Annotated in this window: 7 protein-coding genes; 5 read left to right on the forward strand and 2 right to left on the reverse strand. The window is 74.5% G+C overall.

Annotated features, from left to right (window positions below):
• Window positions 1-182: 182 nt before the first annotated feature.
• The gene (locus ACZ55U_RS17715) at window positions 183-689 is read right to left on the reverse strand and encodes an ArsR/SmtB family transcription factor (RefSeq protein ID WP_465527050.1); all 507 of its coding nucleotides are present in this window, start codon (window positions 687-689) and stop codon (window positions 183-185) included.
• 56 nt (window positions 690-745) lie between these two features.
• Here ACZ55U_RS17715 and ACZ55U_RS17720 point away from each other — a divergent pair, with 56 nt between their 5' ends.
• Window positions 746-1,657: a S41 family peptidase gene (locus ACZ55U_RS17720; protein WP_465527051.1), complete on the forward strand. Its 912-nt coding sequence runs from the start codon at window positions 746-748 to the stop codon at window positions 1,655-1,657.
• 101 nt (window positions 1,658-1,758) lie between these two features.
• On the opposite strand, the gene ACZ55U_RS17725 is transcribed toward ACZ55U_RS17720, so the two are convergent.
• Window positions 1,759-2,421, reverse strand: a complete 663-nt coding sequence (locus ACZ55U_RS17725) for a ferredoxin (protein ID WP_465527052.1) — start codon at window positions 2,419-2,421, stop codon at window positions 1,759-1,761.
• 540 nt (window positions 2,422-2,961) lie between these two features.
• On the opposite strand from ACZ55U_RS17725, the gene ACZ55U_RS17730 reads away from it, so the two are divergent.
• From ACZ55U_RS17730 to ACZ55U_RS17745, 4 genes are read left to right on the forward strand one after another with little or no spacing between them, the layout of a single operon-like run.
• Window positions 2,962-3,624, forward strand: coding sequence for a hypothetical protein (locus ACZ55U_RS17730; RefSeq protein WP_465527053.1), 663 nt, complete (start codon window positions 2,962-2,964; stop codon window positions 3,622-3,624).
• Window positions 3,625-3,660: 36 nt separating this feature from the next.
• On the forward strand, window positions 3,661-7,707 hold the full coding sequence (locus ACZ55U_RS17735) for a DUF6603 domain-containing protein (protein ID WP_465527054.1): 4,047 nt from the start codon (window positions 3,661-3,663) through the stop codon (window positions 7,705-7,707).
• 13 nt (window positions 7,708-7,720) lie between these two features.
• The gene (locus ACZ55U_RS17740; protein ID WP_465527055.1) at window positions 7,721-10,093 is read left to right on the forward strand and encodes a hypothetical protein; all 2,373 of its coding nucleotides are present in this window, start codon (window positions 7,721-7,723) and stop codon (window positions 10,091-10,093) included.
• Window positions 10,090-13,977 (forward strand): serine/threonine-protein kinase, encoded by a 3,888-nt coding sequence (locus ACZ55U_RS17745; protein WP_465527056.1) that lies wholly within the window; start codon window positions 10,090-10,092, stop codon window positions 13,975-13,977. The genes ACZ55U_RS17740 and ACZ55U_RS17745 overlap by 4 nt, the downstream gene beginning before the upstream one ends.
• The last annotated feature ends 42 nt before the right edge of the window (window positions 13,978-14,019 follow it).

A 14,019-nucleotide genomic window follows, 5' to 3' on the forward strand; every position in this document is an offset into this window, starting at 1 on the left:
CCTCCCCCCCCCCCCCCCCCCCCCCCCCCCCCCCCCCCCCCCCCCCCCCCCCCCCCCCCTCCCCCACCCCCCCCCCCCCCCCCCCCCCCCCCCCCCCCCCCCCCCAGCCCCCCCCCCCCCCCCCCCCCCCCCCCCCCCCCCCCCCGGCGCCGCCTTCAGGCGCCGCCTGAAGGAAGCGGCTGCTACGCCCCGGCCTGCCGGTAGAGCGTCACCAGGAGGCCGTGCACCGGCTCGCCCTCCGGGTCCTCCTCCGTCTCCTCCACCAGGGCGGCCAGCGCCTCGGCGAGCCGCGCCGCCTTGGCCGGGCCGAGTCGGAGGTGGCGCAGCGTCAGGAGGTGCTCGGCGGGTGAGCGGTCCAGCTCCTGGGCGACGGCGCCGAGCAGCGCGGCCGTGCCCTCGGCCCGCGGCTCGTCGACGACCAGTCGCCCGGCGCTCCGCCGGTAGTACTTCTCGGTGCCACCGCGCACCCGTCGCGTTCCCGCCTCCTGGACCAGTCCCGCCTCGCACAGCACCTTGAGGTGGTGGGAGACGGCGCCCTTGTTCACTCCCAGCTGCGCGGCGAGGCGGCTGATCGTCGACGGCCGCGTGCTCAGGGCGAAGAGCAGGCGCTGGCGCACGGGGTGGGCGAGAGCGGTGTGCTCCCGAGGGGTGCTGACGCGCTGGACGGGCTCGTCCGGGTGGTGGCTCACGAATCAAGCGTTAAGTACGTTTGACGCTTTGGCAAGCCGCTGCTCTACTCCCTGCCATGACCTCCGACACACCGTCACCCGCGTTGGACACCGTCGCCGTCGTCGAGTCGATAGCCGACCTGGTCCGCGAGAACTACGTCTTCCCCGACGCCGCCCGGCACCTGGCGGACCTGCTGCGGCGCCGGAGTGCCGAGGGCTCCTACCGGGCCGAGTCCGCCCAGGAGTTGGCCGAGGCCGTCACGGTGGACCTGCGGTCCGTCAACGGCGACCAGCACCTGGCCCTCACTCACCACGCGGTGCCCGTGCCGCCGGAGCGGGGCGCGGCGGTACTCGCCGCGATGCGCCGGGACTTCGACGCCTCCCTGGGCGGTCTGCCGCGCGTGGAGCTCCTCGACCACGGCGTCGCGGTCCTGGAGATCGGGCCCAAGATGTTCCCGCTGGACTGGGCGGCGCAGCCGCTGGCGGCGGCGCTCTCCCTGGTGGCACCCGCTCGCGCCCTCGTCCTGGACCTGCGCCGCAACACCGGCGGCGATCCGGACACGGTCGCCTTCGTCTGCGGCTACCTGCTCGACGGCCGCACCCACCTCAACACCGTGGTCTCCCGGCAGGGGGAGGTGACCGAGCAGTCCTGGACGCCCCCGTTCGTCCCCGGCGCCCGCTTCGGCGCCGACAAGCCGCTCTACGTGCTGACGAGCGCGAACACCTTCTCCGCCGGCGAGGAGCTCGCCTATGACCTGCAACAGCTCGGACGCGCCGAGGTCGTCGGGGAGGCCACCCGGGGCGGCGCCCACCCGCGCGACGGCTGGACGGTGCACCCGCACCTGGAGCTCAGCGTGCCCGTCGCCCGCGCGGTGAACCCGGTCTCGGGCACCAACTGGGAGGGCACCGGCGTCCGGCCCGACGTGCCGTGCGACGCCGGGTCGGCGCTCGACCGCGCGCTGTCCCTGGCCGTGGCGCGCCTGGCCTGAGCCCTTGGACCGACGGCAGTCACCTGCGGCCGGCCGGCTCCCGAGGACGTCCGGGCCGCCGGAATCCGGCCCGTCCGGCGCCTCCTGCGCGCCGCCTCGGGTCAGAGCTCCGGAAGTGCCTCGCCGGCGCGCGGCTCCCGGCGCTCGGTGAGCCAGAACAGGTAGCCCCGCAGGTAGGCCTCCAGCCCGTCGTCCAGGTAGGCGGCGTACCGGTGCAGGGATTCGGGGTCGTTGCGGCTGTCGTCACCCAGCCGCAGTTCGCTCGTGATCCAGGCCCGGACCTCGCCCCGGCGTGACCACCAGTCACGCACCTCACCCGGAGTCCAGTGCAGGTCGCCGTCCCACGCGTAGCCGCCCATCGGCTCCCCGTGGGCGATCTCCACCAGGGCGGCCACCTCACGCGGGTTGGCGGGCTGGCGGTGGATGAACTCGCAGTACCCGTCGCCGGAGAGCACGTGCTCGGGGAGGTAGTACGGTCCGTTCAGGCCGCTGTCGGTCTCTCCTGCGTAGAACGGGCCGGGCACGTTCAGCCGGCTGCGCTGCTCCCAGCGGCCGCCGCCCACGGAGTCGGTCATCTCCCGGGCCGTCGGCAGCGGGTCCCAGTACGCGCGCTGCTGCCACGGCCCCTCCACGGGGTGGAGGAGCAGCCGCCCGCGCAGCCGTGCGGCGGCCTGCCGCAGCCCCGCCTCGTGCGACAGCCCCCGGCCCCGGCCCCGCGACCGGACCCACCGGCCGATCGCCCCGCCCGTACGCGTCTTTCCCATGCGGCTCAGCCTATGAGCTGTCCGGTCCGTGGCGGCCGGGGCCCCGCAGCCGTCAACCTGAGGGCCACTGTTCGGTGACCGGTTCACCCATGGCGGTTGGCGACCCGCGCGACCCGGCGAGATCAGGTCATCGAGCGCGGCACGTCCGGGCCGGCCGGCCTCCGAAGGCCCCGCCACCGCCGCCGACGCCACTCCCGCGACCACCTGCCCTTCCTCGGCCGTGCCGCCGACCCGTGCCGCTTCGGGCTCCTCCTCGGGATCGCACGCGGGACACGACCCCGGCTGCGGCCCGGAGGGGTGATGAGGGCCCGGGGCGCGTAGTCACATCGCGGGCCCCTGCTGGACGAACGAGCGTTCGACACGGGGCGGTTCACCGGACCCGAGGAAGGCGCCCGCAGGTCCACGCGACGGCTGTCCGAAAAGGTCTCCGCGCCCGCGAGGCATGGTTGCGCGGGCCGCCTCGCGGCCGTGAGCCTGTGACGACGCGGCAGGGCCCGACCAAGGCGGACGCATCCGTCCGGAAAGGGAGGTGCTTGGGCAGTGGACGGTTACAACCTGGAGATGGAGGACAGACCAGACCCTCCGTACGGGAGCCTTCCTCGCGGAACGGGGATCTGCGAGAACGCCGATATGGCGCGCCATCACGTCGTGCCCTACACCCGACTCACGGGCCTGTGGAACAGCGATCACGGCAAAAAAGCGAGAAAACTGCTGAACGCAGTCAAAGACTATCTTGTTTTTTACAGCCAGCATGACTTGCTGTTCTGCCAGGAAGACATCCAACAGGTCCGCCAGCTCTGCGCGGACATCATGGACGGTTCGGTCAGCCACGACGCCCAAAGCCCATACCGACCCGACGGCTGGGACAACTTCTGCGAGGTCTACGCCTGGCTTCCCGGGAACCTCTTCATCGGCCCCAAAGACCGCACCGACGACCCCGGAGACGCTTTCGAGGAAGGAGCCGGGCCAATATTCACGTCGGTCAAATCCCCGCAAACCCTCTTCAACAGACTTAAACTCATCAACAAAAATATCAGCGAAAATTTGACCGAAGCAGCCTACGAGGAATTGGCCAAGGTAGCCAGGAGTGTCCACTATGTGAGATTCAACGAAGCCCATTGGGAAAAGGCTCCTCCGGCGGCTTCGGGGAAGAAGGGGCAGCCGAAGAACCCGAAGCCGATGTTCAAAATAAAATCAGCGTGAGGGCGCACGCCGGTGATTCCAGGAGGGGGGACTTCGGTGGACCTTGACGCCCTGAAGGGGCACCTGGCGGGTCTGGGGGACCCGCCGACGCTGCGCGCCGAGGACGCCGCGCTTCCCGAGCAGCTGCGCACCATCCTGGCGGCATTCCCGGACGGCGCGTGCCACGGCGCAGCCGGCAGCGGGCGGCCCGAAGTGGACGCGGACGGCATCAAACTGACGCTCGTCCTCGCCTGGGAGTCCACCGCCTGGCCCGCCGGGGCGCTCGTGGCCATGGCGGTGAAGACGGTGACGGTGACCGTCACCAGCCAGGGCGCGGTCACCGTGGCGCTGGGCGGCACGTTCGAGAGCGTCGAGGTGGAGTCGACGCTGTCCGTGGACGATGTCGGCTGGCTGACCGCCGCCGTGCGACCGCGGCAGCGGGGCGCGTTCGCCCGCGCGCTGGACGAGCTGGGCAGCCGTTTCGCGGGCGGCGACCTGTGGCGGACCGCCCGGGAGGGGCTGCGCGCGTTCGGATTCGATCCGGGGGATGTCGCGGGCTTCGACTACGGCGTGGCCAGGACGGGACAGGGCGCGCCGGCCCCCTACCAGGTCACCTCCGTCGCCCTCGTCGCCGACCTCGACGTCAAGGGCCTCCCCCTGGAGGTCGCCCTGCGGTTTCCCGATCTGGGCGTCACCGGCGGGCTGCGTGACGGCAAGCCGGTCAAAGTCCGGTCGCTGCTGGAGTCGTTCGGCATCCCCGCCGGAGAGGTACCCGAGTCCGCCGACGTCAGCGAGCTGTCGTTCGGAGCCCGTCTCGGGGACTGGTACCTCCTCGGGGTGAAGGCCACCGGTGCCTGGTCACTCGGGCCCTTCACTCTCACCTCCCTGAGCCTGTACCTGTACGAGGACGCTCTCCAGGGGCTCACGGCCCGCGTCGCGGGCACGGCGACGATCGGCTCCTCCCTCGGCATCGAGGTCTCGGCCGTGAAGGCCGCCGGCGACAAGGGCGGCTGGACCTTCCGCGGCGGTCTGGAGGCGGGTGAGACGCCGCGCGTGGAGGACCTCCTCGACGCGCTGCACCTGCCCGACGCGCCGGGGGCGGTCACGTCGATGGAGCTCACCACGCTGTGGCTGTCGCACACCACCGGCACCGGCACCGTCGACTTCGACTGCCGGGGTGAGATGACGGTCGCCCAGGGGGTGAAGGCCTCGCTGGAGGCGAGGATCACCCGGGATGACGCCGGAGCACGGTACCGCGGCACCCTCGACGTCGACGGCTTCACCTTCGACGTCGTCTTCGACGACCAGAAGTCCGGCACCCAGGAGTCCGGCGCCCGGAAGTCCGGCGCCCGGAAGTCCGGCACCCACGTCCTGGCCGCCACCTACCGCAGCCCCGGTGAGGGCACCGAGATCGCCCTGCGGGACTGGGTGGCGCACTTCTCCCCCGACCTGGCCGACGACGTGCCCGACAGCCTGCGGATCGACCTCAAGGACGCCAAGTTCGTCCGGGTCGAACCGCCGGGCGGCCCGGCGCGGTTCTGCGTCGGCGTGGACCTCTCGGCGGACTTCGACCTCACCCGGCTCCCCCTGGTCGGCGGATTCCTCTCGGGGGCCGGCGGCGACCTGGCGGTGCGCGACCTCCAAGTCCTGTACAGCTCCGGCGACTTCGACCGGCCGACGGCCGCCGTGGTGAACGCGCTGCTCGGCCGGGCGCAGGTGGTGCCACTGCCGGAGGCCGGGCTGACGGCCGGGGTGGCGGCCCTCGCGGAGCTGCGGATCGGGAAGGAGAGCGTCCCGGTCGCGCTCGGCGTGCCCCCGGCGAAGACCGGCGGGGCGGGAGCGCCCGGACGGCCGGCGGCACCGGGCGGCGCACCGAGCGCCCCCGCGCCCTCCACCGGCCCGGCCTCCACCGCCGTGTGGGTGCGGGTGCAGAAGCAGCTGGGCGTGGTGCAGATCAACCGGGTGGGGGTGGTCTACCAGAACAACGCGCTGCTGTTCGCCCTGGACGCGGGGGTCGCGCTGGGGCCGCTGTCCCTGTCGCTGGACGGTCTCGCGGTCGGCTCCGCCCTGGACCACTTCGCGCCCGTCTTCCAACTCGACGGCGTCGGCGTGGGGTACACCGCCCCCCCGGTGCGGATCACGGGCGCCCTGCTGCGCATCCCGCCCGACCGGCTGGGCCAAGGCGTGCTCTTCCAGTTCGACGGGACGGCGGACATCGCCGTGCCCGACTTCTCGCTGGCCGCCATCGGCTCGTACGCCCAGCTGACGGACGGGTGGCCGTCGCTGTTCCTGTTCGGCCAGCTGGAGGCGCCGCTCGGGGGCCCGCCGCCCCTGCTGGTCACGGGGCTGATGGCCGGGTTCGGCTTCAACCGGGAACTTACCCTGCCGACCGCCCGGGAGGTGACCGGCTTCCCGCTGCTGACCCTGAACAAGCAGGGCCCCGACGCCGCCAAGCGGCCCTCCGAGGTGCTGGACATCCTGGAGGGCCGCGAACCCGCCGTGCCGGGCGGGCCGTCGCGCACCTGGATCGCCCCGAAGGAGGGCTCCTCCTGGCTGGCGCTCGGGATCGAGTTCACCGTCGCCGAGATCGTCAACTCCAAGGTGCTGCTGGCCGCCGAGTTCGGCCGGGAGCTGGCGCTGGCCGTCCTCGGCATCGCCACCCTCCAGCTGCCGGTGCCGGCCGAGTCCGCGACCCGCACCTACGTGTACGCCGAACTGGGCCTGGAGGCCGAGGTCCGGCCGCTCACCGGGAGCTTCGAGCTGGCCGCGCAACTCGCCCCCGTGTCGTACGTGCTCACCCCGGACTGCCACCTCACCGGCGGGTTCGCCGCCGCCCTGTGGTTCGGACCGCACCCGGACGCCGGGCAGTTCGTGGTCACCCTCGGCGGCTACCACCCCGCCTTCGAGAAGCCCGCCTGCTACCCCGACGTGCCGCGGCTCGGCATCGACTGGGCCGTCAGCGGCAACCTGACGATCACCGCGCAGGCCTACCTCGCCGTGACCCCGTCCTGCGCGATGGCCGGGGGCCGGCTGAGCGTCACCTTCCACGCCGGAGACTTCCGGGCGTGGTTCACCGCCCAGGCCGATCTGCTGCTCTCCTGGCGGCCGTTCGCCTTCACCGCCCGGATCTCGGTGAGCATCGGCGCTTCCTACACCGTCAACGTCGGGCCGATCCACAAGACGATCAGCGCCTCCGTCGGTGCCGAGCTGGAGCTGTGGGGGCCGCCGACGGGCGGCTCGGTCACCGCGCACTTCATCGGCATCTCCAAGACCATCGGCTTCGGCCCCGCCCGATCCGCCACCGCCACCAAGCCGCTGGGCTGGAGCGAGTTCGCCGACCTGCTGCCGAAACCCGCCGACGTCGTCACCGTCGGTCCGGTGGGCGGCGTCGACGGCGCCGTCGAGGACACCTCCGGCCACGACCGGGGCAACAGCGGCAGGACCTGGTACGCCCGCGCCCGTGACCTGCGGTTCTTCACCCAGTCCGCGGTGCCCGCCAGCCACCTGCGGATCGGCGCCGACCCGCTGTCCACGCCCCGCGCCGACGACGGCCCCGGCGTCGACGTCCGGCCCATGGACCTCTCCGGGCTGGTCGGCGAGCACCGGCTGACGCTCTTCTACGCGGACGCGCCCGCCCCGATGGACGGCTGGACGGCGACCCCGCGCACCCACCACCTGCCCGCCGCCCTGTGGGGCGCCCCGCCGGCGCCCTTCAGCCACACCCCGGACGCCCCCGGCGCCGAGGTCCTCGCGGACCGCCCCGTCGGCTGGGACGTACGGGCACCCCGGCCCCGACTGGCCCCGTCCCGAGGGGTGTTCCCGCTCAGCGAGTACTCCGCCGACGAGATCCCGCCCGGCCTCGCCCCACTGCCCTCCTCCCCCGCCGCCGACGGCGACCACGCCTTCGTCCCCGACGACACCTGCGTGCGGCTGATCGCCCGGACCGACCGGGGAGCGGCCCGCGCCGGACGCGACCAGGTGTGCGCGGCGCTCGTCGACGCCGGGCTGTTCGACGGCCCGAGCGACGCGCTGACCGCCCTGGCCGCCGGCGCCGGCCACTTCTTCGGCCAGGCCCCGATGGTGCAGAACCCGGACCGGACATGAGGGAGCAGACCACGTGAGCGCGAGCCCGCCGCACCCCGCCCGCGACACCATCCCCGTCGGGGACCTCGAACTGCACGACCACTACCTGCCCGCCCTGCCCGCCGGGGACTACCGGATCGAGGCCACCCACACCCTGCGCACCGGAGCGGACGCGGGCGCCCGGACCGTCGGCGGGCCGTTCCGGGCCGTGCAGCGGTTCACCGTACGCGCACCCCAGGTGGCGATCGACGCCACCACCGCCGTGGTCGCCGAGCAGCCGCCCGACACCTGCGCCGGACGCTTCGCCGACGTCCTGCCCCACCTGGTGCTCGGTGACCCGCTGCTGCCGTGGGAGCGGCCACTGCGCGGGGCCGGGCGCGGCACCCCGTGGCTGGCACTGCTCGTCCTGACCGACGACCAGCTCCTCGGGGGCGACACCTCGCCGAACCGGACCGAGCCGACCACCGTGGGCGACTTCCTCGCCGACGATCCCGCCGTGCTCAAACCCGCGCTGCGCCGGGAGTCCGACACCGGGCACGACGACCCCTGCGACATCATCCGCGTCCCCACGTCCGTGTTCCAGGCGGTCGTCCCCCGGCTCGCGGAGCTGCCCCACCTCGCGCACTGCCGCGCCGCCAACACCGGGGACCGGCCCCTCCTCGGCCTCCAGGAGGACGGGCTGTTCTCCGTCGTCGTCGCCAACCGCTTCCCCGCCGCCGGCCCGCCCGGCTCACCACCGGGCACCCGCACCAAGAACATCGTCCACCTGGTGTCCCTGGAGGGCCACGAGCCGCTCCTCGGCCCCGACCCGGACTTCCGGGGCCGCACCAGCGTCGCCCTGCTGTCGCTGCGCGGCTGGTCGTTCTGGGCGGAGCCGGACGGCAAGGCGCACTTCCGCGACCTCGCCGAAGGACTCACCCGGACACCGGACGGCTCTCGGGCGGCCACCCGCGAGGAGATGTGGCTGCGGCTGCCCTCCCCCTACCAGGACACCGACGCCACCGCGCCCGCCCGGCGGCAGGTCGCCCGGCGGATCGGCGACGGCCACGTGCCGCTGCCGTACCTGACCCGCTCCGGCGAACGCTCCTTCGGCTGGTACCGGGGCCCGCTCACCCCCACCCGGCCCCGGCCCGTCGACCGGGTCGCCACGGCCACCAGTGCGGACGCCCTGCTCGGCTACGACCCCGCCTGGGGCAGCTTCGACGTGTCGCTGGCCACCGCCTTCGAGACCGGACGGGCGCTCGCGCTCGCCGACCCGGCGTACGTGCGGCAGCTGACGGCGTTCAAGCGCGCCACCCACGAACTGGCGGACACCCTCTACCACCGACACACCAGCACCCACCTCCCCGGCGACGCGCAGACCGGGCCGCGCACCGCCCGGGCGGCCTTCGGCGCGCTGCTGGACGGGCCGCTGCTCGCCGCCCTCGGCACGCCCCCGGCGCACTCCGACGACCCCTGGTCGCCGCCCGCGCCCGCCCCCGCGCCGAGCGACCCGAGCGCCGACCTGGACGCCTTCCTGCGCTCCGACGCCGCCCGCACGGCCGTCACCGAGGCCCTGGAGACGGACGACGGCCTCAAGACGCGGCTCGCACCGGTCGCGGACTGGCTGGGGCAGTTGCTGCTGCTCACCCCGGTGCCGTTCACCCACCTCGTCCCGGACGCGCGGATGCTGCCGCCCGAGTCCCTGCGGTTCTTCCACACCGACCCCAACTGGCTGGACGCGCTGATCGGCGGGGCCCTGGGGATCGGCGCCCAGTCGAGCCGGGACACGCTCCAGGACGCGCTGGTGGCCGCCGCCGTCCGCGCCGGGGCCGCCAAGTCGGCGGCCCGCCACCGCGACCGGCAGCGCGACGCCGGACCCGGCGACCCGGACGCCGCCCTCGGCCCGGTCTGCGGACTGCTGCTGCGCTCCGCCCTGGTCTCCGGCTGGCCCCACCTCGCCGTCCGGGCCGTCGACGCGGCCGGTGCCCCACTGCGGGTGCTGCGGATGGACCACCTCTCCCCGACCGTGCTGCTGTGCCTGTTCAACGGAGTGCCCGCCACCGTCGAACTCGCCGAACCCCAGGAGGGGTTCCGCTTCGGCATCGAGGACGACGGACTGATACCGCTGCGCAGCCTGCTGCCGGACGCCGGACCACGGCGGCCGCTGGGCGAACAACTCGGCCCGGACGCCACCTTCGACGTGCTGCGCCACCTGCGCCCGTGCGCCGACCCCGCCATACGGGTCCTGGACCTCACCTCGCTCGTGCCCGCGCTGGCCGCCGCCCTGGACACCGCGCACGGCACCGGCGTCGGCGGGGTCGGCCCCGCCGACCTCGCCCTGCAACTGGTCAAGGTGCCGGAGGCCATCCGCTTCGACGGCCCGGACGGGGACCGCTTCCCGACGACCGCGGGAGACCGGCGATGAGCCCCCGCCCCGCCCTCGTCGTGCCGGTCGCGCTCGACGCGCTCGTCGTCAACCCGGCCCTGCTGCGCCGGGACGGCTTCCGGACCTGGCGGCAGAACTACCTGGCCCTGGACGACTTCATCAGCCCCGAACCCGACGAGGGGGACCGGCAGAGCGACGACCCCCTGTTCCGGCAGACCGGCGTCCACCTCCACTGGACGCTCCCCCGGGGCCTGCGCCACGGCGTCCAGGACCCGGCGACCGGCGAGGTCCACTACCCGCTGGTGCCCAACCGCTGGCTCGTCACCCGCTTCAGCGGCGCCGGCACCCGGCGCGTCCGGGCCTGGGTGATCGAGAGCGACTGCCCCCTCACCGCCTACGCCCTGCGGCAGGGCCACCCCCTCGAACACTCCAGTCCCCACCTGGTCACCGACGCCACGCTGAACGCCTGGCGGGCCAGCCGGGATCCGTACCGCGCCGCCCGCACCGACCCCTCCCCGCAGGTCCTGCTCGGGCTCGCCTTCCCCCTCACCGACGACACGCCCTGGACGGAACGGGCCGCGAACGACCCGCTGTTCCTGACCGCCATGAGCGCGGGCGACCAGCACTTCACCACCTACGTGCCGCACAACACCAACGTCTTCTCCTTCATCGACGACCTCTCCGACGTCCCCTCGGCGGACACGCTGGGCTACCAGGTCATCGGCTGGTACTCCGACCCGGCCGCCGACGTCCTCGCCACCCTCCCGCCCGGCACCTCCTACGCCGACCTGCTCGCCCGGCTGGACTGGCGGGACCCGAGGCTCACCGGCGAGGCCGCCCAGGACGCGGCCGTCCCGCCCGCCGTGCGCAGCCTCTACCAGGGGCTGGCCCTGACCGTGCCCTGGAACCCGGCCGACGACGCCCCCCTGCCCTCCCCCGACCCGCTCCAGACCGTACGGGACAACCGGACCCTCAACGTCGCCCTCGGCACCACCACCGAGGACGCCTTCACCGCGCTCGCCGGACACGCGCTCCAGGCCACCGGCGCCACCCCCTCCCCCGCGGACCTGCAACTGCTCCGGGCGTTCCTGCACGACCTGCTCGCCGTCGCCGACGAGAAGGGCGGCGACGAACGGGTGCGGCGCGCCGTCCACGCCGCCTCCTTCGGGCCGTCCTCCGGCGGCTACCGGTGGACGGTGACCCCGTCACCGGCCGACCCGGCGACCGACGGCACACCCGCGGCGCCCTTCACCCCGCCCGCCTGGCTCACCACCCTCAACGACGACCAGAGCCGACTGGACGCGCTGCTCGGCGAGGTCCACGCGCTCCAGTGGCGGCTCAACTCCCTGTGGCTGAAGAACGGCATCCTGGAGTTCATCCCGCCTCCACCACCCGGCGACGCCCCGGACCAGGCCGACATCCAGGCGGAACTGGACCCCGCCCGGCCCGGCTCCCTCGCCCACACCCTGCGCGAGAAGAGCGCCCGGGCACGCGCGCTCGCCGCCCTGGTCCCCCAGCCGGACCCGTCCGCGCGGCACGCCACCGCCCAGGAGGCGCTCCAGGCCGGGATCAGCGCCTTCGCTCGGGCCAAGGGGCTAACCGGCGGCGCCACCCTCAAGGCCGTGCCCCGGCCCGCGTTCTGGCGCGGCGCCGACCCGGTGGTGAGCGTCTCGGGCGTCCGGCCCCCGGCCGACGCCGTCGTCCCCGACGAGCCGGTGCCCGTGCGCCCGCTCGCCGACCACACCCCGGCCCCGCCAGTCAGCGCCGTCTCCGTCGGAGGCCGGACCGTCACCGCGGCCCCGGGGCAGGGCGCACTGCCCACCCTGCCGGGGCTCGGCGCGCCGCTGCCGCAGCCCGGCGCGCTGCCGGGGGAGGTCGCCGCGCTCCTCACCGAGTACTACCTGCTGGACCCGGGCAACGCGCCCGCCCTCGCCGCCGCCACCGGCCTGGCCGCGGCCGAGCTCGCCGAAGCGCTCACCGCCCACCGCCCGGCCGACTACACCGGCACCCTGCCCGCCCTGGGCCTGGCCCCCTGGAGCCAGCCCTGGGAGCCGCTGTTCATGGAGTGGAACGTCTCCTACCGGCACATCCCGCACTCCGTCGACGGCCACAGCTGCTGGGCCTTCGACGGCACCGACTACCGCTACATCCCGGGCGCCCGCCTCGACGGGGACCCGGTCGACGTCACGGGCATCTCCGCCCTCGGCCCGCACCCGCGCACCCTGTTCGCCTCCCGGCTCCGGGAGTTCGTCTCGCGGCACGGCTCCACCGCCCAACGCGGGCAGCTCGCCGCCTGGCTCGCCGCCATCGGCGACTGGGGCGTCCTCGCCCAGGAACTGACCGGCTTCAACGACCGCCTCGCCGCCCGCGACACCCGCGCCTTCCGCCGCCCCACCCCCCGGGACGACGACTTCCCCCACATCGCCGGCCTGGTCGGCTACCCCGACGCCGACACCGAGGACGCGCTGCCCGCCCGCTACCGGGGCAAGGTCACCAGCGCCCCCTACCTGCCCGGCGGCGAGAGCGCGGACTTCCACGAGACCCGCCAGGGCCAGATCCACGTGCGGGAACTCTTCCTCTACGACAAGTTCGGCCGCGTCCTCGACGTCGTCAGCCCCGACCTCCGGCAGGGCGGCCTGCACGAGTACCGCAGCTTCCCGCTGATCGTCGACACCGCCCTGACCACGCGGTCCTCGCTCACCCCGACCGTCGCCGCCGTCGCCCAGCTGCCCCCGCGCCCGCTCCAGCCCGCCCGGCTCGACTTCGACCTCCTGGACGCCGCCACCGGCACCCGGGTCGTGGACACGGCCGCCGACCCCAGCCCCGTCACCGGCTGGCTGCTGCCCGACCACCTCGACCGCAGCCTGCTGCTGTACGACCCGTCGGGCCGCTTCCTGGGCACCTACCGGCTGCTCACCGACGGCTCCGGCACCCGCACCGGCCAGTGGGAGCCCCCGCCCGACGGCACGCTCACCTCGCTCGCCCAGGTGGAGGCGCTCGCCCCGGACCTCGCCGGCCTGCTGCGCTCCCGGCGCCTGGCCACCGAGGCCAACCTCACCGCGTTCCTGGACGTCATCGACTCGACGCTGTGGACCACCGACCCGCTCGGGCGCCGCACCGACCAGACGCTGTCCGCCCTCGTCGGACGGCCGCTGGCCCTGGTCCGGGCACAGCTGCGGCTGACCCTGGACGGGCCGCCGCTGACCGACACCGGCTGGGCGGCCACCCTCGACCCGCCGGCCCCCGCCTTCACCCGCGACCCGTTCGCCGTCCGGCTGGGTGACCAACTCGCCCGGGACGACGGCCTCGTCGGGTTCTTCCGGACCGCGCCCGGCGGAGGCTACGACTACGAGCGCTTCGACAGCGTCACCGCTCCCGACGACGGCCAGGACCTGATCGTGCCGATCGGCCCTCTCGGTCCGCCCGGTCCGCCCGGCGCCCTCCCGGAGCCGGCGGGCGGCGCCAACTACCTGAACCTGACCTTCGGCGATCCCGCGCCCACCCGGCTGCTCCTGCTCGTCGACCCGCGCGCGAGCGTCCACGCCGTCAGCGGCATCACCCCCACGGCCGCCGTGACCGTCCAACCACCGCACGTCGACGGGGCGTTGCGCCACCTCCAGGCCCAGTTCAGGTTCGGCCCCGTCCTGGGCGGCGGGCAGGAGGGGCCCATCCCGTTCCCCCGGCCCGGCACCCGACAGGGCACCTGGTCCTGGCTGCGCCCGGGGCCGCCGCCGGGCGGCCACTGGACGTCGCACGACCTGACCCCGGCGCCGACGAACGCGCAGTTCCCCGACCGTCCTCCGGCGCTCGGGGACGGCCTGCTGCGACTCCTCATCGAGCCCGAGCCCGGGTCCGATCCCGTGTCCGAGCACCAGTCCCGGTCCCGGTCCCAGCCCGAGCACCAGTACCGGCCCGAGTCCTGACCCGGCTCGGGCAGCCACCCGCACGCACCCCCAGGAGGCCCC

Source organism: Kitasatospora sp. NPDC034533 (assembly GCF_055575155.1).

Coding starts and splice junctions, on each gene's coding strand:
- ACZ55U_RS17720 (WP_465527051.1), top strand. CDS start 746: ATGACCTCCGACACACCGTCACCCGCGTTGGACACCGTCGCCGTCGTC.
- ACZ55U_RS17725 (WP_465527052.1), bottom strand. CDS start 2,421: ATGGGAAAGACGCGTACGGGCGGGGCGATCGGCCGGTGGGTCCGGTCG.
- ACZ55U_RS17745 (WP_465527056.1), top strand. CDS start 10,090: ATGAGCCCCCGCCCCGCCCTCGTCGTGCCGGTCGCGCTCGACGCGCTC.